The sequence below is a fragment of the Marinomonas lutimaris genome, from assembly GCF_019426345.1.
Classification (GTDB): Bacteria; Pseudomonadota; Gammaproteobacteria; order Pseudomonadales; family Marinomonadaceae; genus Marinomonas; species Marinomonas lutimaris.
Genome location: NZ_JAHLLW010000017.1, coordinates 12708 through 32686, shown reverse-complemented (window position 1 = coordinate 32686; position 19979 = coordinate 12708). Strand labels below are relative to the sequence as shown.

Here is a 19979-nt window from a genome sequence, read left to right as displayed (position 1 = left end):
TTAGGTAAACGAATATTTATTTTTTCTTTGGGCGCACGTAGATAATCAAGCTGTGATCTTCAATATCAAAACCATGCTCTTCGGCGATTTCACGCTGACGTTTTTCAATAATTGGATCTACGAATTCAATGACTTTGCCAGTTTCTAGACAAATCATGTGATCGTGGTGATCGCCCTTCGCCAACTCAAAAACAGCTGTTCCTGCTTCGAAATGGTGACGTTGCACCAAACCTGCAGTTTCAAACTGAGTTAGCACACGGTAAACTGTCGCCAAACCAACATCTTCACCTTGATCAAGCAGAGTGCGATAGACATCATCAGCACTCATGTGGCGGTCACCCGCACCTTCAAGAATTTGTAAAATTTTCACTCGTGGTAGAGTTACCTTGAGTCCCGCTTTCTTTAGCTCTTGATTTTCGCTAGTCATGAGTCATTCTCTATTCGATCTTGTTGATAATTACTTTATCATTAGCACACCAGAGTAAGGATAATACAAATGAAAAAATCAGTTTTAATATTATGCGCAGCACTTTCACTTAGCGCATGCAGTTTATTTCCACCACCTTACAAGGTTCCAGTAACACAAGGAAATCTTGTAACGAAGGAACAACTATCACAGTTACAAATTGGCATGTCTGAATCTCAGGTCACTTACCTACTGGGTACTCCCATGCTAAGAGACACTTTCAAGCCAAACGAATGGCATTACCTATATACAGCTCTATACGCAACACCAGATACCAAGAAAAGTGATGCAAACGACCTGGTGCTAATTTTTAGCGACGGCGTTTTAACACAAATCAAAAACAACTAATCCTTTGTTGTTTTCGCTGCACGGTTGGCCCTAGCTTGCTTTGGGTCAACCTTCAGCTCACGATACAACTCGACTCGCTCGCCTTCTTTTAATTCTTGCTCTTCCGCATTTCGCACTGCTTTACCGAAAATGCCAACTTTTACTGTTTCTACATCCACATCAGGAAAAAAAACATGAATATTAGAACGGCGTACTGCATCACGCACGGTACAACCTTCTTCAACCTCTAAAGCAATAATTTTTTGCTTCTCAGGTAAAGCGTACGCTACTTCAACTCTCATACTATTCACCGTATACTACTTTTGCACGCTTGCTAAAAGAATCCACCATCGTATTGGCAATTTGACTAAACACGCCACCAAAAGCGAACTTCAGCATACCGCTTAATTCAAACTCAATACTCAGCATAATTTTGCAACTTGTCGGAGATAACTCCGTGAAAGTCCATATGCCGTGCAAACTCTTAAATGGCCCTTTCACCAAGGTCATTTCAATTCGACTAAAATCTTCCAAAAAATTCTTTGTCGTAAACGATTGTCGCACTGGCCCTTTACCTACTTCCAAAGACGCCACAATTTCCGTTGGCGTTTTTGAAATTAATGTAGAATTCAAACACCCAGGTAAAAACTCAGGATAACCGTCAATATCGTTTACCAAAGCAAACATTTGCTCGCAACTGTAGTTAACATGTGCGAAGCGTTCTATATGACTCAAACTACACTCCTATCCAGCCAGCAAGAGTAATCACAATCATTGCTGGAATACTTATGTATTTCAATGTCTTATACCACCATTGAAAATGATTTGCTTGTTTTGTAATCATCTCATTTTGCAACATGGAATGTGGAATAAACCAAGCCACCAAAACAGACAGCAAAATAGCTCCCACAGGCAAAAGAATCAAAGACGTAAATTCATCTAACAATTCAAAGAAATTCAATCCGAAGACAATTTTGCTGTCCCAATGATTAAAAGACAAAAGCACCGCAATACCAACAAACCAAACGGCAATCCCCATCAATAGAGCAGCTTTCAAGCGGGCGATATAAAATTTTTCATGCAGCCAAGCAACAAACAATTCTAACATGGATATGGCCGACGTAAGAGCCGCAACTACCAACAATAAAAAGAACACGCCCGCGAAAAATTGACCTCCAGGCAAGCCACCAAAAATGATAGGCAGAGATACAAAGGTCAAACTTGGTCCAGCTTGTACATCAATATTAAATGAAAACACCAATGGAAAAATGACCAAACCAGCCAAAATAGCCACCAGCAAATCCACACCAACCACTATGCTACAAGCTCGGGCAATCGACATACGCTTGCTCATATAAGCACCATAGGCAAACATGGCGCCCATTCCCACACTCAAACTAAACAAAGCTAGCCCAACCGCAGACAAGACAACTTCAAAGGTAATATCCTGCCAAGACCAACGAAACATAAAGTCCAGTGCTGCATTCATATTACCAATAGTCATAGAATAAAACGCCAGCAACAATAACGTCACCACCAACACTGGCAATAAAATCCGTACCACGGCAGACAAACCACGAGTAACCGACTGCCCAACCGTTAATACCACTAATGCCATAAATACAGAATGCCACAACAGCATTTCTGTTGGTGTCGCTAATAAAGTATCAAACATGCTGGATGCGCCAACTTGCGTAATGTCTTTAAAATCACCAGACACAGCGCGATCTAAATAAGCCAGAGACCAGCCCGCAATTACGCTGTAAAAAGTCAGAACTAAAAAGCCCGTTATACCAGCTAACCAAGGCACAAACACCCAAGCTGGGTGAACAATGCGACGCTCACTTAAATCGTTTACCGTATCAATTGGATTAGAACGAACCGTACGGCCCAAAGCTACTTCAGCCATCAATACAGGCAAGCCGACCAGCAACAAACACAAGCAATACACAAACAAAAATGCACCGCCGCCGTTTTGCCCGAGCACATAAGGAAACTTCCAAATGTTCCCCAATCCCACCGCCGATCCACTGGCCGCAAAAATAAATATCCACGGACTTGACCAGATACCTTGTAAACATCGACTTTCAGGCATAAATTTAGGCTCTAAATACACAAGATGTGTTTAAGGATAGGAATAAAACGCATACGTGGCCAACACATAAGCGCTACCTAACCAGACAAATTAATTAACAAGTGCGAATTTTCCAACATTCAGGCGCATACCTCAAGAAAAGCATAGGTTTTTGCCACTATCGACCGTATAATTTCCAACTATGAGTAAAGTAAAGAAAAAATCCAGCAGCACGGGCACCATCGCGCTTAACAAACGTGCAAAATACGACTACTTTGTTGACCAGAAGTTCGAAGCCGGTTTGGTTTTATCTGGTTGGGAAGTAAAAAGCCTCCGCGAAGGCAAAGCCCAATTAGTAGACTCCTTCGTCATCATTCACCAAAACGAAGCGTGGCTCGTCGGCGCGCGTATTACGCCACTGCTTAGCGCCTCAACGCATGTCGTTTGTGAACCGATGCGACAACGCAAATTACTATTAAACCGCAAAGAACTTGACCGGATCATCCAAGTCACCGAGCAAAAAGGCAAAACCTGTGCGGCCATGGCGCTGTATTGGAAAGGCAACAAGATCAAATGCGAAGTCGCCTTGGTAACCGGTAAAAAAGAACACGATAAACGAGATACCGAGCGTGATCGTGATTGGTCAAGAGACAAAGAACGACTAATGAAACACAGTGCTTAATAGACGCTTTTTAACCTTAGGTTGAAATAAGTAGACACTAAGCATTTCTGCGTTACCTCTAGCGTAAGCGTATTGTTTGCGCTAGACTAGCGTTGCTTTTTGGGGGCGACATGGTTTCGACGTCGGTTACAAACCCAAAGGTGCATGTCGAGAGTGATGCGTGATCTCGTTAATCCCCCGCATCAATTTTATAGTCGCAAACGACGAAAACTACGCTTTAGCAGCCTAAACCGCTGCTAGTGTGCTGCCCTCAGGTTGCTTGTAGCCAGAGATTCTGCAGTATCATAAATTACAAGATGCTAACCGATGCCCCGCCTAGGGATAAGGTTCTAAGACTAAGTAGGCTCGCCATTAACACCCTGTCCTTCGGGCGGTTCGTGGTCAAATAATAGAAGTGACTATGCATGTAGAGCCGATGGCAGAGGACTGACGGACGGGGGTTCGACCCCCCCCGCCTCCACCAATTAAAGGCTTGATTTTAAAAGGGTTTGCACTTTTTAAAATGAGGTCGACACACAAACGACACACTGTTTGTGAGTCATATAAAAAACCACCTTCGGGTGGTTTTTTATTGCCTAAAATTTATTATCTCTTTGTAAAATGTTAAATCTAGCAAGTCACATACCTTATAAATCGCCTAAAATCACTCTAATTTAAGTGCTACGTTAGAGTAAGGTTTTTGAAAAATACGTAAAAGGCGAAGGACATATCTCGGTTTTGCTCGCTATCTGTGTTTTCATGGCTGTTGGATAATTGTTTTTTGATACGCAATGGAGAACGCGACTATGAGACTTTTCACTTTTTTTGTGCTGTTTTCGGCTCTTCTCTCGGGCTGCTCATCCAATGTGAAGTTGGCAGGACAAAATGTTAGTAATGTTGACTCAAATGTAGATATTGATAAATCCGCTACGATTGCTGTGGTTCCAAGCAAAGAAGGCGATGATCTGACGAATAAGCGATACATCCCCGATATTATCAATGCATTGAAAGAGCGTGGCTTTACTAATGTCTCGGATTCTCAAAACAATCCTGACTATCACCTATCGGTTAACTTTACGTCAGAAGAAACCACAGAAACCAAGAAGGTTCCTGTGTTTAATAACGAGCGAAATATTCCTTATACTGTTTGCCGTAGAAACCCAAGCACAGACGCACGAACCTGTGTTACACGCTACCGTCAATTTATGGAGCCTATTGTTAGCGGTTACGATAAGGTAGATACACCGACTAAAGTTTATACATTTCAGTACAAGCTGACGGATAAGAAAAACAAGTTAATTTTAGATTCTAGCAATACTGTGGTTCACCCTACTTGTTCGAAATGGAAAATGTTCGAGTTCTTGGCAAAAGAAACAATTGCCAGAGCCAATTTCAATGACCCTGTCGACAAACCTTATGCAGTTGAAATGAAAGAAGACTATAACTGCCAATAAAAGTCATCTAGAAACAACAAGCTAGGTGCGGCTCACCTAGCTTGTTCAGTTTATTATTTATCTATTTCTCCATCTACTGTGCTTTCCTGCTCGTTCCGCTTACTACTAAATAGTCTGAGCAACTGAGTACTTATAAAAAAACGTTATCATCTTTTCAGTCTATTTCTGCGTATCCATCTATACTGTATATAAGCCACTTTTGTTTGGGCGTGGCTGTATCAGGACTTTTTCCAAATCCATTATGCTCACGTTGTGAGACAGGGGGAATCCATGATCAATCATGTTTGGGGTCTTATTCATCATCCAGATAAAGAGTGGCGCGAAATAAATAAGGAGCATGAGTCAGTAAGCCATCTGTACTTACATCATGTTCTTTGGATGGCGGCCATTCCTGTTGTCAGTACCTTTATCGGTACGACGCAATTTGGTTGGACGTTCGGAGGTGACGAAGCCATCAAGGTGTCTTTTATGGATGGCCTTGGTTTAGGCGTGCTGTTTTATGCTCTGATTCTTGTCGCTGTAGCGATGGTCGGTAGTCTAATTCATTGGATGGCGCGAAACTTCCCGAATCGCCCTCCTCGTCAAGAATGTATAGTGTTTGCGGGGTATATTGCTACACCCATGTTTTTAAGCGGTATCTTTGCTATTTATCCAATCATTTGGCTATGTTTGCTCGCTTGTGTGACAGGTGTCGCTTATACAGGTTACCTATTGTATCGCGGCACGCCGAGCTTCTTGGGCATCAGCCATAAACAAGGTTTTATTCTCTCTAGTACCACGCTTGGTATAGGGGTTTTAGTGTTAGAGGCTTTGTTGGCTGCTGTGGTACTACTTTGGAGTCTCGGTTCTGAACACAGCATTGTGTGGAGCTTCTTCCAATAACGACTCTTTATTTAGTCTGATAGACAGACAAAACCAGCGCCTTTCTTTAGCAAGCAGCGGAACTTTTTCTGCTGCTTGCTTTCTTATGCTTACTTATTGTTGTCACTAATTTATGATACTTTTCATATGCCAGTGGTTTTAGGCTATTGATTAGATTGATAAAAGGCTATGCTTACAGGATCATTACTCTTCTTATTTGTAGAATGAACTCTTTTAAATAATCACATTTAGAGAACGATTGTTAGGACAACAACCATGCTCGCACAGTACATTCAAACTATATTGCCGCTCACTAGAAAGGAGTTTTGCCCTTGAGCTCACTTATTTGGCTACCTTTTCTTCCTTTATTAGGTACGTTAATCCCGCTTATTACCGCTCGCTTTAGTCGCACCGCTTGTGCGTTTATGACAGCTGCATTACCTGCTTTAACTCTCTTTTTAGTCCTTACTCATGCTGGTGATATTTTCCAAGGGGAACGTTTTCTCGCGGCAATTCCTTGGATACCAGCCATCGGATTAGAGCTGGCCTTCCGTTTGGATGGCTTGGCGCTGTTATTCTCTATTTTGATTCTGGGCATTGGTTTACTGGTTATTCTGTATGCCCGCTATTATTTATCAGCGAAAGATTCCATTGGTAAGTTTTACTCTTACCTAATCCTTTTTATGTTCGCCATGCTCGGTGTGGTGCTGTCTGATAACTTGATTCAGCTGTGGTTTTTCTGGGAATTAACAAGCATTAGTTCCTTCTTGTTGATCAGCTTCTGGGGACACAAAACGGAAGCGCGAAAAGGCGCTAGAATGGCGCTGACGGTTACTGGCGCTGGCGGCTTGGCGTTATTAGCTGGTTTGCTAATTCTAGGAAACACGGTTGGCAGTTTTAGCCTTCAAGATGTTTTAGACAGTGGAGAATTAATTAAAGCCAGTGCTAATTACCCAATTATTGTTGTTTTGGTTTTACTTGGTGCTTTCACTAAGTCTGCGCAGTTTCCATTCCACTTCTGGTTACCTAATGCCATGGCTGCACCAACACCAGTAAGTGCGTACCTACATTCTGCCACAATGGTAAAAGCTGGTATTTTCTTGATGGCGCGGTTTTATCCAGCGCTGGCGGATACTGACCTTTGGTTCTTGATCGTTAGCCTTACTGGTCTTGCTACTTTCCTTGTCGGCGCGTACATCGCGATATTCCAACATGATTTAAAAGGGCTGTTGGCTAACTCGACCATCAGTCATTTAGGTTTGATTACCTTATTACTCGGCATGGGGACAGACCTTGCCGCCGTAGCGGCCATCTTCCATATTATCAACCACGCCATTTTTAAAGCGTCTTTATTTATGGCGGCAGGTATTATTGATCATGAATCTGGCTCCCGCGATATGCGTCAGTTAAATGGTCTCTGGAAATACATGCCTTATACGGCGACTTTGGCTATGGTGGCATCTGCATCCATGGCTGGCGTGCCATTGATGAATGGCTTCTTGTCGAAAGAGATGTTCTTCACTGAAACCTTGCATCAGGCATCGCTTGGCTCTTTGTCTTGGTTTATTCCAGTACTGGCGACTTTAGGCGGCGTATTTGCCGTTGCTTACTCAATGCGCTTTATTCACGATGTGTTCTTTAATGGTGAGCCAATTAACTTACCTAAAACCCCTCATGAGCCACCACGTTACATGCGCGTACCAGTAGAGATTTTGGTTGGACTTTGTTTGGTTGTCGGTATTTTCCCAAGCTTAATCGTTGGCGACCTATTATTTGCTGCCGCTGGTGCAACGTTAAATGGTCCGGCCCCCACTTATAGCCTTGCCATTTGGCATGGTTTTAACTTCCCTCTATTAATGAGTTTGATTGCCTTGATTGGCGGTTTGTACATGTATCACAACCGCTCTCACATGTTTAAGTTCCAAGCGCAATTTCCAACCAGTGATCCTAAATTGGTGTTTGAGGGAGTGGTTCAATACCTGACAAACAAAGCCAGCCGCATTATTGCTTTCACAGAGAACGGTTCATTACAGCGCTATATTTTCTTTGTCTTAGCTTTCGCCATCGTGATGACGGCATCGACCTTGATGAAGCTAAATACAACTGCAGGACAACGTCCTGAGATACCTCTTGATGCATTGTCTATCACTTGCGCTGTGCTGCTATGCGTTTCCGCTTTAGCTACCGTGGTATGGCACAGAAGACGGGTTATCGCTTTGCTCACCCTGTCTGTTGTAGGTTTGATTGTTTCGTTAGCATTCGCTCAGTTTTCAGCCCCTGATTTGGCGCTTACTCAGCTTTCGGTTGAAGTTGTGACGGTGATCTTATTGATTTTGGCGCTGTTCTTTTTGCCACAAAATACACCAAAAGAATCCTCTCCTCGTCGCGTCGTTCGAGACTTGAGTCTCGCGTCGTTAATTGGTGGCGTGGTCGGTACTATTTCTTATGCCTTGATGACTCGCCCTCTCGATACGATTTCGACCTTTTTTACCGAGAACAGTAAAACTGGTGGCGGTGGGACCAATATTGTAAACGTGATTTTGGTGGATTTCCGTGGCTTTGATACCCTTGGTGAAATAACCGTATTGGGGATTGCCGCACTAGGGATTTACAAGTTAATCGCTAAAATGCGTCTTTATATGCCTTCTAGCAACGATAATGGCTTGGCTTGGTCGGAAGATCGCTACCCGATTCTTTTAGCTGTGATTTCACAGAGTTTGTTGCCATTAGCACTTTTAGTATCTGCGTATATTTTCTTACGCGGGCACAACATGCCGGGGGGTGGCTTTATCGCCGGTTTAATTACATCGGTTGCCATTATTCAGCAGTATGTGGCGCACGGCGTTGACTGGATTAAGACTCGTCTCAAGCTGGATTATCAAATCATGATTGGTTCAGGCATTGGTATCGCAACCCTAAGTGGTTTGGGTAGCTGGGTCTTTGGTCATACTTTCTTGTCATCTTGGTTTGATTACTTCTACTTACCAGTGATTGGCAAATTCGAATTAGCCAGTGCCATGGTTTTTGATCTTGGTGTTTTCCTTACTGTGGTTGGTGCAACTATGTTGATTCTTGCCAATCTAGGTCAATTGACCACCAGTGAGCGTCCTATTCAAAAGGAGCATGATTAATGGAAGGTTTATACGCGTTTTGCGTTGGCTTATTAACAGCCTGCGGAATCTTTCTTGCATTACGAGGCCGCACTTTTTCCGTCGTTATCGGCTTAACTCTATTGTCTTACGCAGTGAACTTGTTCTTGTTTGCCAGCGGCAGACTAAAACTCAATGCCGCAGCTGTTCTGGGCGAGTCTGAGCAATACAGCGACCCACTTCCTCAGGCGTTAGTGCTAACGGCTATTGTTATTGGTTTTGCGATGACAGCCTTTGCAGTGATTTTAGCAATGCGTGCTCGTGCTGATTTAGGCAATGACCATGTTGATGGCACTTTGCCAGCACAACCCGGCGATGCTTCGCAAAAATCAGGAGGAAACCAATAAATGCAGCACTTGAGCATTTTTCCAATTCTGATTCCTTTGCTATTTGGCGCCATCATGTTGTTGCCGCCAATATCTCGGGATATCAATTCACAACGTATCACATCGATTGTCGGCACCTTATTTTTACTGATTTCATCAGCCGCTTTGCTTTATCAAATAAATACCGAAGGAGTTCAGCTTTATGCCCTAGGTGGCTGGCAAGCGCCTTTTGGTATTGCATTAGTTGCAGACAAAGTTTCTAGCCTTCTTGTGCTATTAACTGCTTTTTTGGCTTTCTGCGTGATGCTTTATTCAGTAGCAGGACAAGACAAAGGCGGTGCGTATTTTCATCCTTTGTTTATGTTCCAAATCATGGGCATCAACGGTGCTTTCTTAACGGGCGACATTTTTAACTTATTCGTCTTTTTCGAAGTCCTGTTAATCGCTTCCTACGCACTATTAATCCATGCTGGTGGCAAGCAGAAAACTCAAGCCGCTCTGCACTATGTTATTCTTAACCTTGTTGGTTCTAGCCTATTCTTGTTCGGTCTTGGCATTCTATATGGCACGCTTGGAACACTGAATATGGCAGACATGGCAATCAAAGTCGGCCAACTGCAAGGTGAAACCGCGACATTAGCAAAAACCGGTGCATTGTTATTATTAGTTGTATTTGGCTTAAAAGCGGCCATGTTACCAATGCATTTTTGGTTACCGAAAACCTACGCTAGCGCTAGTGCGCCAGTCGCGGCGCTATTTGCCATTATGACTAAGGTGGGGATTTACAGCATTTTCCGTGTCTACACAGTGATTTTTGGCGACGATGCTGGCGAATTAGCCAATATTGCCACTCCTTGGTTATGGCCAATGGCTTTGTTAACTATCACCATTGGTACCATAGGTGTATTCGCAAGTCCTGGAATCAAAACGCTTAGCGCAAATTTAGTTATTATCTCCAGTGGCAGTTTGCTTGCTTGTGCTGCAATCAATTCTGAAGCCGCAACCTCTGCGGCTCTGTATTACATGGTGCACAGCACCTTAGCATCAGCAGGATTATTTTTACTAGCCGATGTTATGTCTCGCCAACGCGGCAAAGCTGAAGACCGTTTTGTTCGATCTCGTCCTTTTATTCAACCTAGATTACTAGGCTTTGCGTTTGCAATTTCTGCCTTAGCGTTAATAGGTATGCCACCATTATCTGGGTTTGTTGGCAAAATTATGATACTGCAAGCAACACAGTCTTCGGCGCAAACTATGTGGGTTTGGCCGTTGATTCTAATTGGTAGCTTGGCGGCATTGATTACTTTCTCAAGAGCTGGCACAACGCTATTCTGGCGTCACAATGGCAATGTAGCTGCAGAAGCAGAACCTGCTAAAACCACTGAAATAATGGGTATCGGATTATTGTTACTAGCGTCTCCAATTCTGGTTATATTTGGTGGCGATATCAGTGAATTCACTCAACAAGCAGCACATTATCTTCACGACATCCAAGCTTCTGCTTATGCTTTATTACCAGGAGTAGCACAATGAAGTTATTCCCTATGCCATTCCACAGCCTACTACTGTTTGTAGTTTGGCTGTTATTGAACAATTCGGTTAGTGCTGGCCATATGGTGCTGGCGGTTTTCTTTGCGATCACCATTCCGTTACTAGTAAACAGTATGCGTGATGAACACCCAAAGATTCTTAAACCTTGGCTGGCGATTCGTTATGTACTCATGGTGTTAAAAGATATTTTGACCGCCAATGTGCAAGTGGCGTTACTGATTATTGGCCCAATCAAGAAACTAACACCTGGCTTTGTCGCGATTCCGATCAATATCGATTCAGACTTAGGCATCACAATTTTAGCCAGTACCGTATCTCTTACACCAGGAACCGTGAGCGCAGAAGTATCGAAAGACAAAGCGTGGCTATATGTCCATTCACTTCACCTAGATGACGAAGCTGAACTGATTAAATCGGTTAAGCAACGCTATGAGAAGCCAATCAAGGAGATATTTGGATGCTAAAGATAACCATCACCATAGTGGCGGTGTGTATTTGCATCGCGTTGATTTTGAATTTATGGCGCCTCTTAAAAGGCCCAACTTTATCGGACAGGATTTTGGCGCTAGATACCATGTACATAAACGCTATTGCTTTGATTTTGCTCTACGGCATTTATGTAGAAAGCGCATTGTATTTTGAAGCGGCGCTATTAATTGCCATGCTAGGGTTTGTCAGTACAGCAGCTCTATGTAAATACTTACTTCGCGGCGACATTATAGAATAAGGATCAGTTATGCCTTTTTATCTCGAAATTATCATCTGTGTGTCTTTACTTATTGGCGGTGCGTTTCTGTTGATTGGTTCATACGGGCTTGCTCGTTTGCCTGATATATATATGCGTTTGCACAGTCCAACAAAAGCATCAACATTGGGAATTACTGGTGTTTTGGTAGCCTCGATGATTTTTCAAAGCCACTTGAAAGGATTCCTATCCATCCAAGAGTTTTTGATTACTTTATTTCTGCTAATTACAGCACCTGTAGCGGCAAATATGATAGCTAAGACAGCGCTGCACTATCGTATTAACCCCATTGAAAAAACTCGAAACCAAGAGCTTATGGACACGATCCGCGACCGAGAAACACCTAAAGCGCCGCAGGATCAACCATAAGAAGTTTGGCAATATCTGAACTTATCATGGGCTTATGATAGTAGTAACCCTGAAAGATCTCACATCCTAAAGATTTCAACATCTCAGCTTGCGGAGCGGTTTCAACACCTTCCGCAACAATCACTAGTTCTAAACTACGCGCCAAATGAATAATAGTTTCGCAGATCTTAGCATCTTCGGTATGAGTATCGCATTCGTCAACGAATGATTGGTCAATTTTCAAAATATCCAGGGGTAAGCGCTTCAAATAACTGAGCGATGAATACCCTGTGCCAAAATCATCTACCGAGATTCTGATGTCTAGTGCTTTCAGCTCTGCCATTACTTCAATACAACGCTGAATATCCTGCAGCAGAACCCCTTCGGTAATTTCAATCTCTAGTAAAGATCCATCAATACCGTAATCGCTCAGCTTCTGTGAGATATAAGGCACGAGAGACTCGGACACCAGATGGCGACCAGAAAGATTCACCGCAATAGGGACAATCAGCAAACCTTGGTCACGCCACGCTTTTTGCTGCTGTAACGCTTGATCAATCACCCATTCATCAATTCTAGAGATCAAGTTAGATTCTTCTGCCATTGGAATAAAGTCAGCGGGAGAAATAAGGCCTTTGGTCGGATGATTCCAACGGATCAGCGCCTCCAAACCAAGGATATTAGTTTTCTCCATAAAGACTTTGGGTTGAAAAACCAAAGAAAACTGTTCAGATGCAAGCGCATCATTAATTTCTTTCTCGAAGCCAAATTTTTTCGTAACAATATTGGCCATTTCAGGAGTAAAGAATTGTGCATTATCACGGCCTTTTTCCTTCGCCCAATACATAGCGATGTCGGCTTGCTGAATAAGCTTGTCGGCATCCAAACTTTGCTCGCCGGTATAGGCAATACCGATACTCGTTGGGATCGTAAAATATTGCTCGTTCAAATGTACAGGAGCTCGCATGGCCTCTAAAATTTGTTGCGCTCGCTTCGCCAAACGACTTTCGGTGACATCTTCCGTCATCATAAAGACGAATTCGTCGCCGCCCCAACGAGCAATAACATCAAACTGATCAGACACTGCAATTAAACGCCTTGCCACTTCACACAACAACTCATCACCCGCTTTATGCCCTAACGTATCATTAATAATCTTGAAATTATCCAAATCTAAAAACAGCAATCCAACGGACGTTTTCTGTTTAGTAGCAAAGAGCAAAGCGCTAATAAGGGAATCCATTAAATAAGTTCGATTATATAAACTGGTCAAAGGATCGCTGTACGCTAGAAACTTCAAGCGCTCCTGTAACTTTACATGACGAGTCATGTCCCTAATATGAAGTGTGTACTCACTTTCTTGTGAAGAGTCTGCATTCGCCTTAGTAATCGCAATTTCAGCTGGAAAATCATTGCTAGGACTTCGCTGTAATCGAAATGGATTTCGTCGATTAAGAATCAAGCCATTTGACGTTGAGAAGCCGGAGTTCAAGCTCTCAAAAATCTTTTTCCTATCTTCTTCACGGACAAAAAGACCAATAAAGCTCTTACCCTCAACTTGTTTTTTGAGACAGCCAAATGTTCGTTCTGCCGCTGGATTAAATTCCATGACAGAGCCAAAACGGTTAATGGTCACGATACAATCCATCGAAGAATTCAATATTGCAGACTTACGCATTTCACTTTCTTGAAAGCGCATCAAAGCATCGTCTCGTTGTGCAATTTCGGTGCTTACTCGGTCAATAACTTGATTGTATTTTCGAGCAATCTGGCCTACTTCCGTAAAGGGCTCTTCTGGTACAGGTGTAGAAAAATCCGCATTATTTTGTTGGTATTGCATGGAGGTCAATAAATCAAATAGCTCAGTTGTCGCCCTATGCTCTGCGACGTTCAAACCTTGCTCTTCTTGCTCTTTGCTTGCTCGTAGTGGCATAAAGCGATTTAGCAACCACATACAGGCATAACCCACCACAAAGCAGTAGATACCAATAACAACAATACCTAATGCTTGCACCCCAAGCTGTTCTACAAACCCTAATCCATTATCAATTTTATCTGCTTGACCAAACAGAGCGACGCTCAAAGTCCCCCATACACCCGCAAACAAATGTGCAGGAACCACATCGAGAGCATCATCTAAGCGACTGCGCTCCATCAATACACTACCGAAATACACCACCACACCAGAAACAGCGCCAATAACAACAGACGCCCCAGGTGAAACGACATGACAAGAAGCGGTAATACCTACCAAACCGGCAATAGTTCCGTTCAGCACAAAGCCGACTTCAATGTAACCATCACGGAAATAATTAATACCTGCGGCAATAAGAGCGCCCCAAGCAGCAGAAATAAAGGTATTTAGTATGATCATTGGCACGGCATCCGTTAGCGCTAATGTGCTACCACCATTAAAGCCAATCCAACCAAACCAAATTAGTAATGTACCTAGAGCAGATAACGGGAGATTATTACCCGGCGGTAAACGGATGCCTTCTTCAAAACGCCCCATGCGAGGTCCTATAATGATAATCGCAGCCAATGCAACCCAACCACCAACAGAGTGCACTACGGTAGAGCCTGCGAAATCGATAAAGCCAAGTGCTTCAAGCCACCCCTGAGGCCCTGCTGAAGGATAAACACCAGACCAAGCCCAATGCCCGACAATCGGATAAATAAACGCACTTAATACTACAGTAATCGCCAAATAGCCGATAAATGTCATGCGCTCAGCAACCGCTCCAGAAGTGAGCGTCGCAGCGGTACCACAGAACATCATCTGAAAAATAAAGAAGCTTATTTCCCAAGGCGTGTGCTGATCATCAAAAAAGAAATCGCTAGCGCCAAATAGCCCTGCAACAGAGTCACCAAACATGATGCCAAAGCCAAACAACCAAAATAACGTCGTCGATATAATAAAATCAGATATGTTTTTTGCGGCAACGTTAATGCTGTTTTTACTGCGGATACGGCCACTTTCTAAGCACAAAAAACCAGCTTGCATCATAAATACAAACGCAGAGGCCACCAACAACCAATAGTATTCTGCCATATACATCCTAAACAGTTAAAACCGCACCAAAAAGACTCATGCTAAATAACGTGGGGCAAATAACGCACACCATACAAGAGCACAAGAACAAAATCGTAAAGACAAGCAACAAAAATAAAAGCGCTAACTAAGTCATTCAATAGTTAAGCCAACTATTGAAATTACCCAATCATAAAATACAGGACGACAAAAAAAGGCTACTCAAATGTTCATTGAGCAGCCTTTCCAAACAACCATCAGTATGTAGGTTCTCTAAACGAAATTAACCGTTTAGCGTAAGAACATTGGTTTTGCTGATGCGATGACGATAAATTTCACGAAGATATTTGATCGCATTTTTAACGTTATTTATATCCAGACGAATATCGTTAATAGAGACAAAACGTTGGTTATTATCAATCAGTTCACGGTACTTTTTCTCGTACATAGGTTTAATTGCATACCAGTTTGTGTCTAGAATTTTCGCTGGATTTTCATAAGTCGTAAAGAACTTATCTACCAAGGCGTCATCAAAATCATCATCTTGAATCATTTTAATAATCGCTTTGTCTATTTCATCCGTGTATCGGTAATCATCACGAGCAAAACAACGTTTCATATAAGCGACCATTAGCGTTAAAAAGTCATCGCTTAAACATGGGCTTTTAGCAATAAGTGTCGTTAATGACAAGTTTGCTGATGCACCAATAACAAGCGCGTAACGCTTTAATGTTGTATTTGGACATAAACGATTCAAGTGCATTTTTAAGCGATTCAATGCGGTGAAAGACAGTTTGTAGTCTCTAGGCAATGAAATAATAGAAACGATAGACGAACAGTTCTTAAAGAAATGCAGATGGTTCAATGCCGTCGCATCATAACCACTTTTACGATAGTTCTTAATCGCTTCTCGGTATCGATCCGATTCAACAGGCAACACACTGACACCTTCAATCGCGGATGTGTCGTTATTAAAGTGTGGTAACTCAATTGAGCGACAGAACAAGTCATCAATATCAACACTATCCTGACGTGTCCCTTCGTTCACCACGCTTTCGGCGTAAGCCACTGCAACAGGGCCAGCTAAACTCATAAATAAGTCATTAGCGTCCAAACGAATGGTTTCAGCAATATCGATGCCAGCACGACGGAAGTAGTCTTCGTCATAATCTGTTGTGACAGCTTGTGCAGTCAAGATGTTAAAAATTTGCTGAGAAATATACTGGTTAGCGTATTTCTCCATAGTATTCACATCAATGTTATCAGAATCACCGCCGTTCTCTTCCTCTGCATAACGCATAATATCGTTGGATATCAGCATCATAGAATTCCACGGGCGAATACGTTCCATCACATCAGCAGGTACTTCGTCGTCTTCACGTTCTTCGTTGTACGAGAAATTCCATTCTTCTGAAATGTATTTGGTCAGTAAACGACCAGCGTTGATGTGTAATGCTTCCGAAATCTCAACATTTTTCCCTGAGATGTTCGGCAAAATACAAATGCCAGAAGTAAAAATAGGCTCAAAAACAAAGCTATGACGTTTATCCGCCATTTGACTCTGGTCGGAACGATAATCAAAGGTTTTACTTAGGTAAGAGAATTGTTGTGCTAAACCAAACTCAGACGCCATACCAGAACCGGTACCGCCACCAGCACTAAAAATATAAAAATAAAGGCGCGATTGATTGGCCTTAATGCCACAAGAATCAACCAAATAAGAATGCATCTGCTTCCAGTTTTCGTTACGGAATGTCGTCGCATCTTTATTTAAAATAATTTTCGCGAGATATTGCCCTAAAATTGGAGCATTACCCGCACCACCAGCATGGACTTCAGATAAATCCATTATTTGTAATTTGGTGTATTCTTCTAAAAACTTCGTTCTACCTTCTTGATTAGAAAAACGAATCCTTCCTTCAATATCTTTATCTAAATCACCAAGTAAAACGATAGGCTCAATCAAAAAAACTGGCTTAAATCCGTCCTTACTTTCGAGTGGCAAATGCTTACGAATCCAGCGCATAGGTCGAAATTCATGCTCACTATCTAGTATTTCTTGGCTTTCTACTTCTCGCATATAATTTGTTCTAGCATCGTATACTAGAGATGCGACATCCAATGCGATATTAGAACCACAACGTCCCAAACCAATTAGACATACAGATGGAAACACCTGTTCATTTACGCCTTCTTCGTCTGTCGTTTGTGGATGTATTCGATTACGAACTACGTCCAAATTTTCTAAGATCTGTTCTAGGTTTGTCTCAGTAAAATAAAGATGTTCTATTGGGAGATTTTCTTGGCTCATGCGGCATCCTTTTTGAAGCAAATAACTACAACAGATAATCATTCACGTTATCAACCAAACAACATGATATTAAAGCAGAAGGTTCACCTGTTAAATGCACTATTTAATTAATTTTATTGCTGATAGACATTGTGCAAACAATATCATCCTTACATAACAATGACACTAATATGGTGAATGCGTGCACAAAATAAATAGGAAAATGGTTACTTTGAAACGCTCTTGAGAGAGATCAACTGGCTATTTAGCGATATAAAAAGTTATTTCCTGAACTCACGATGCGTTGTGGATAATACTGAGAAGAAACATACACACAGATTATTTTTTGTACTATTCTATAAAGTATCTCAAATAACATATCTCAGGTGGATGTTTTGTCGATCTCATCTGTATCTAGCAAACCTTTGTATCTGCCTAGCGTCACAACGTCGGCGGATGTTTCTGTGCGCCAAGATTCACCGCGGCAACAAGACCCAGTTCAACTGTCAGATCGTGCTAAACAGCTACTAACCGCACAACTAGATCCAGAAAAATCGGAAGAAAAAGACAATGAAGGGAAAGAGTCTGTGCAAATTTCGTCCAGTATTGGACGACTATCGCGAGTAACAGGGCTTCAGCGAGAAGAAGTCGCTGCTTTGTATAGATCTATTGATAAACTAACCTAAACCAAAGCAGCGCTTTTTTTCACTCAGCTAAAAGTAAGAGTATACCCATCGGAAACGAGCGATTCAGCCTCTCTCTGGAGATTGGCCAAAGTCAAAGGTCTACTATCTAACCATTCAGGTAAGAACTCAGCATGAAGACTTTTGTTATCCGCTTTTAAAGTAAAAATAGGCATGTCGCCTTCTTTTCGGTCGTGGTGCAATAAAATCGATAATCTTAGCAAAATAGACAAGCGGTCTAAGTCCTGCTGATCACTTTTCGTAAAGCGGTAATCTAAAGACTGAGTAAACTTGCGGCGATGACGAAGAATTAAATTCGCCAACGCTTGTTGCTCTTGCTGAGAAAAGCCTGGCATGTCCGATTCACGGATAATGTAAGCGCCATGTTTATGATATCTGCTGTGCGAAATACCTGCCCCGACCTCATGAAGTAGACCTGCCCAACGCAATAAATCTTCGCTGGAAATACTGTTTAAATTCCAATCATCTTTCACTTGGGCTAATGCAGATAATGCGGTATGCGTGACGAGTTTTGCCTGCTCTGTATCGATATGATATTGGTTCAACATATAGTTAACGGTACGCTCACGGATATCGGTTTCAGCGTAACGCCCCATAATGTCATACAGAACACCTTCCCTTAATGCACCGTTCGAAAAATCCATTTGCTTAATATCAAAGCATTCAAATACAGCAGTCAATATGGCAATACCAGCGGCAAAGGTGCTTTTTCGCTCAGGTTTTAGACCAGGCAAATCGATATTGTCAGCATGCCCTGCAGCAAACAACGCTTTTTGAATTTGTTTCAGCGCTTTTAACGTAACCCCCTTCTTACTCCAATTATTTTCCTTAACAATATTGAAAGCCGCTTTAACTGTACCTGACGAACCAATCGCCACATCCCATGTTTCATCAAGGTAATCGTCTTGGATGCTAAGTAACTCTAGACGAGCTGCAGTGACTGCTTTTTGAAAGTTAGACTTATTGATGACACCATCATCAAAAAAGCGCTGTTTAAAACTCACACAGCCCATGTGAAGACTTTCCGTTAATATTGGCTCTAACTGCTTACCGATAATAAACTCGGTGCTGCCGCCACCAATATCAACCACCAAACGTTTTGCATCGCCATGATCCATTGTTCTGGATACACCCACGTAAATCAAACGCGCTTCTTCTCGACCCGCAATAATTTCAACAGGATGACTCATGATATCCATCGCTTTACCGATGAAGTCATAGCGATTTTTGGCAACCCTTAAGGCATTGGTACCAACAACACGAACAGAGCCAGGCGGCATGTCTTCGATGACTTGCGCGAACTGTGCTAAACAATCTAAGCCCCGCTGTTGGGAAGCTTCATCCAAATGGCCATTAACCAAACCAGCGGCCAACTGAACCTTTTCTCCAAACTCTCCAGTGATTCTTAACTGCCCATGAGTAACTTGGGCGACAACCATATGAAAGCTGTTTGAGCCTAAGTCTATGGCCGCAATTTTTTCAAATGGGAAGTCATGAGATTGTTGCAAAAAGAGTGATTGCATTCAAAAAGCCTTATGATGCCGAAGTCTTAATAAGGACAAGAGTATATCAGTTACTGATCGATGTCATTGGCAACAAAACCCCAAAAACAACGAAGTATTTGATGAATTTTTTATAAAATTTAGCGCCTTTTAATGAAAAGCAAGGCCTATTAATGACTTAATTCAAAAAAACCGCCTAGCTGAGGCCGCGAAAAGCCTGAGTTTGATCAAAAAATTACCAGAAAGTGTTTTTTTCCTGAGTTTCACTATAGACCTCGCCTTTAAGTCGAACTATAGTATGGATGGTCTTGATAGTGATAAATCAGTAATCAGATCACATTTAGATCCCAATCAAATTGTTTCGCGCTGTATTGGCTTTTGCCCTATCCGGGCTTGTTTAAACCTGAACAAAAATTTAACCATCTTGTTCTGTGTTTTTGGTGCCGAGTAGCTGATACATTGTAAAATACTTCCAGACACAAATTATTGT

At 42.2% G+C, this 19979-nt stretch carries 18 protein-coding genes and 1 other RNA gene; 12 read left to right on the top strand and 7 right to left on the bottom strand.

Annotation, left to right across the window (positions count from 1 at the left end):
* Positions 1–16 precede the first annotated feature (16 nt).
* Entirely contained in the window at positions 17–427 is a 411-nt protein-coding gene (gene fur, locus KPL72_RS16440; RefSeq protein ID WP_012071629.1) for a ferric iron uptake transcriptional regulator, read from the bottom strand.
* Between the two features lie 69 nt (positions 428–496).
* On the opposite strand from fur, the gene KPL72_RS16435 reads away from it, so the two are divergent.
* Complete coding sequence (locus tag KPL72_RS16435; protein ID WP_212916623.1) at positions 497–814, top strand: outer membrane protein assembly factor BamE; 318 nt, start codon at positions 497–499, stop codon at positions 812–814.
* Here the strand turns inward: KPL72_RS16435 and KPL72_RS16430 are convergent.
* The 3 genes from KPL72_RS16430 to KPL72_RS16420 are packed head-to-tail and all read right to left on the bottom strand — an operon-like array spanning position 811 to position 2888.
* Positions 811–1095, bottom strand: coding sequence for an RnfH family protein (locus tag KPL72_RS16430; protein ID WP_212916624.1), 285 nt, complete (start codon positions 1093–1095; stop codon positions 811–813). The two genes, KPL72_RS16435 and KPL72_RS16430, sit on opposite strands and share 4 nt — an antisense overlap.
* Position 1096: 1 nt before the next feature.
* Positions 1097–1528 (bottom strand): type II toxin-antitoxin system RatA family toxin, encoded by a 432-nt coding sequence (locus tag KPL72_RS16425; protein WP_212916625.1) that lies wholly within the window; start codon positions 1526–1528, stop codon positions 1097–1099.
* Position 1529: 1 nt separating this feature from the next.
* On the bottom strand, positions 1530–2888 hold the full coding sequence (locus tag KPL72_RS16420; RefSeq protein ID WP_219703763.1) for a sodium-dependent transporter: 1359 nt from the start codon (positions 2886–2888) through the stop codon (positions 1530–1532).
* 181 nt (positions 2889–3069) lie between these two features.
* Here KPL72_RS16420 and smpB point away from each other — a divergent pair, with 181 nt between their 5' ends.
* The 10 genes from smpB to KPL72_RS16370 all read left to right on the top strand — a co-directional run bounded on the left by smpB (position 3070) and on the right by KPL72_RS16370 (position 11983).
* On the top strand, positions 3070–3549 hold the full coding sequence (smpB, locus tag KPL72_RS16415) for an SsrA-binding protein SmpB (protein WP_212916627.1): 480 nt from the start codon (positions 3070–3072) through the stop codon (positions 3547–3549).
* 101 nt (positions 3550–3650) lie between these two features.
* Positions 3651–4012: a transfer-messenger RNA gene (gene ssrA / locus KPL72_RS16410) on the top strand.
* Between the two features lie 322 nt (positions 4013–4334).
* Positions 4335–4982 carry a hypothetical protein gene (locus KPL72_RS16405; protein ID WP_212916640.1) on the top strand — a complete coding sequence of 216 codons (648 nt, stop codon included), beginning with the start codon at positions 4335–4337 and terminating at the stop codon, positions 4980–4982.
* Positions 4983–5252: 270 nt separating this feature from the next.
* Positions 5253–5864: a Yip1 family protein gene (locus KPL72_RS16400; RefSeq protein WP_212916641.1), complete on the top strand. Its 612-nt coding sequence runs from the start codon at positions 5253–5255 to the stop codon at positions 5862–5864.
* A 311-nt stretch (positions 5865–6175) separates the two neighbouring features.
* Positions 6176–8974: a monovalent cation/H+ antiporter subunit A gene (locus KPL72_RS16395; protein WP_219703762.1), complete on the top strand. Its 2799-nt coding sequence runs from the start codon at positions 6176–6178 to the stop codon at positions 8972–8974.
* Positions 8974–9339, top strand: a complete 366-nt coding sequence (locus tag KPL72_RS16390; RefSeq protein WP_212916643.1) for a Na+/H+ antiporter subunit C — start codon at positions 8974–8976, stop codon at positions 9337–9339. The genes KPL72_RS16395 and KPL72_RS16390 overlap by 1 nt, the downstream gene beginning before the upstream one ends.
* Positions 9340–10851: a monovalent cation/H+ antiporter subunit D gene (locus KPL72_RS16385; protein WP_219703761.1), complete on the top strand. Its 1512-nt coding sequence runs from the start codon at positions 9340–9342 to the stop codon at positions 10849–10851.
* On the top strand, positions 10848–11333 hold the full coding sequence (locus tag KPL72_RS16380) for a Na+/H+ antiporter subunit E (RefSeq protein ID WP_212916645.1): 486 nt from the start codon (positions 10848–10850) through the stop codon (positions 11331–11333). Before KPL72_RS16385 ends, KPL72_RS16380 begins: the two co-directional genes overlap by 4 nt.
* Positions 11327–11596 carry a K+/H+ antiporter subunit F gene (locus KPL72_RS16375; RefSeq protein ID WP_212916646.1) on the top strand — a complete coding sequence of 90 codons (270 nt, stop codon included), beginning with the start codon at positions 11327–11329 and terminating at the stop codon, positions 11594–11596. Before KPL72_RS16380 ends, KPL72_RS16375 begins: the two co-directional genes overlap by 7 nt.
* A gap of 9 nt (positions 11597–11605) precedes the next feature.
* The gene (locus KPL72_RS16370; RefSeq protein ID WP_219703760.1) at positions 11606–11983 is read left to right on the top strand and encodes a Na+/H+ antiporter subunit G; all 378 of its coding nucleotides are present in this window, start codon (positions 11606–11608) and stop codon (positions 11981–11983) included.
* On the opposite strand, the gene amt is transcribed toward KPL72_RS16370, so the two are convergent.
* Positions 11958–15014: an ammonium transporter gene (gene amt / locus KPL72_RS16365; protein WP_219703759.1), complete on the bottom strand. Its 3057-nt coding sequence runs from the start codon at positions 15012–15014 to the stop codon at positions 11958–11960. The genes KPL72_RS16370 and amt overlap by 26 nt on opposite strands.
* Positions 15015–15276: 262 nt before the next feature.
* Positions 15277–17304 (bottom strand): hypothetical protein, encoded by a 2028-nt coding sequence (locus KPL72_RS16360; protein ID WP_219703758.1) that lies wholly within the window; start codon positions 17302–17304, stop codon positions 15277–15279.
* A 374-nt stretch (positions 17305–17678) separates the two neighbouring features.
* Here KPL72_RS16360 and KPL72_RS16355 point away from each other — a divergent pair, with 374 nt between their 5' ends.
* Positions 17679–17969: a hypothetical protein gene (locus KPL72_RS16355; protein ID WP_212916650.1), complete on the top strand. Its 291-nt coding sequence runs from the start codon at positions 17679–17681 to the stop codon at positions 17967–17969.
* A 23-nt stretch (positions 17970–17992) separates the two neighbouring features.
* On the opposite strand, the gene KPL72_RS16350 is transcribed toward KPL72_RS16355, so the two are convergent.
* Positions 17993–19510 carry a Ppx/GppA phosphatase family protein gene (locus tag KPL72_RS16350; RefSeq protein ID WP_212916651.1) on the bottom strand — a complete coding sequence of 506 codons (1518 nt, stop codon included), beginning with the start codon at positions 19508–19510 and terminating at the stop codon, positions 17993–17995.
* Positions 19511–19979 lie beyond the last annotated feature (469 nt).

Coding starts and splice junctions, on each gene's coding strand:
- fur (WP_012071629.1), bottom strand. CDS start 427: ATGACTAGCGAAAATCAAGAGCTAAAGAAAGCGGGACTCAAGGTAACT.
- KPL72_RS16435 (WP_212916623.1), top strand. CDS start 497: ATGAAAAAATCAGTTTTAATATTATGCGCAGCACTTTCACTTAGCGCA.
- KPL72_RS16430 (WP_212916624.1), bottom strand. CDS start 1,095: ATGAGAGTTGAAGTAGCGTACGCTTTACCTGAGAAGCAAAAAATTATT.
- KPL72_RS16420 (WP_219703763.1), bottom strand. CDS start 2,888: ATGCCTGAAAGTCGATGTTTACAAGGTATCTGGTCAAGTCCGTGGATA.
- smpB (WP_212916627.1), top strand. CDS start 3,070: ATGAGTAAAGTAAAGAAAAAATCCAGCAGCACGGGCACCATCGCGCTT.
- KPL72_RS16405 (WP_212916640.1), top strand. CDS start 4,335: ATGAGACTTTTCACTTTTTTTGTGCTGTTTTCGGCTCTTCTCTCGGGC.
- KPL72_RS16400 (WP_212916641.1), top strand. CDS start 5,253: ATGATCAATCATGTTTGGGGTCTTATTCATCATCCAGATAAAGAGTGG.
- KPL72_RS16390 (WP_212916643.1), top strand. CDS start 8,974: ATGGAAGGTTTATACGCGTTTTGCGTTGGCTTATTAACAGCCTGCGGA.
- KPL72_RS16385 (WP_219703761.1), top strand. CDS start 9,340: ATGCAGCACTTGAGCATTTTTCCAATTCTGATTCCTTTGCTATTTGGC.
- KPL72_RS16380 (WP_212916645.1), top strand. CDS start 10,848: ATGAAGTTATTCCCTATGCCATTCCACAGCCTACTACTGTTTGTAGTT.
- KPL72_RS16375 (WP_212916646.1), top strand. CDS start 11,327: ATGCTAAAGATAACCATCACCATAGTGGCGGTGTGTATTTGCATCGCG.
- KPL72_RS16370 (WP_219703760.1), top strand. CDS start 11,606: ATGCCTTTTTATCTCGAAATTATCATCTGTGTGTCTTTACTTATTGGC.
- amt (WP_219703759.1), bottom strand. CDS start 15,014: ATGGCAGAATACTATTGGTTGTTGGTGGCCTCTGCGTTTGTATTTATG.
- KPL72_RS16360 (WP_219703758.1), bottom strand. CDS start 17,304: ATGAGCCAAGAAAATCTCCCAATAGAACATCTTTATTTTACTGAGACA.
- KPL72_RS16350 (WP_212916651.1), bottom strand. CDS start 19,510: ATGCAATCACTCTTTTTGCAACAATCTCATGACTTCCCATTTGAAAAA.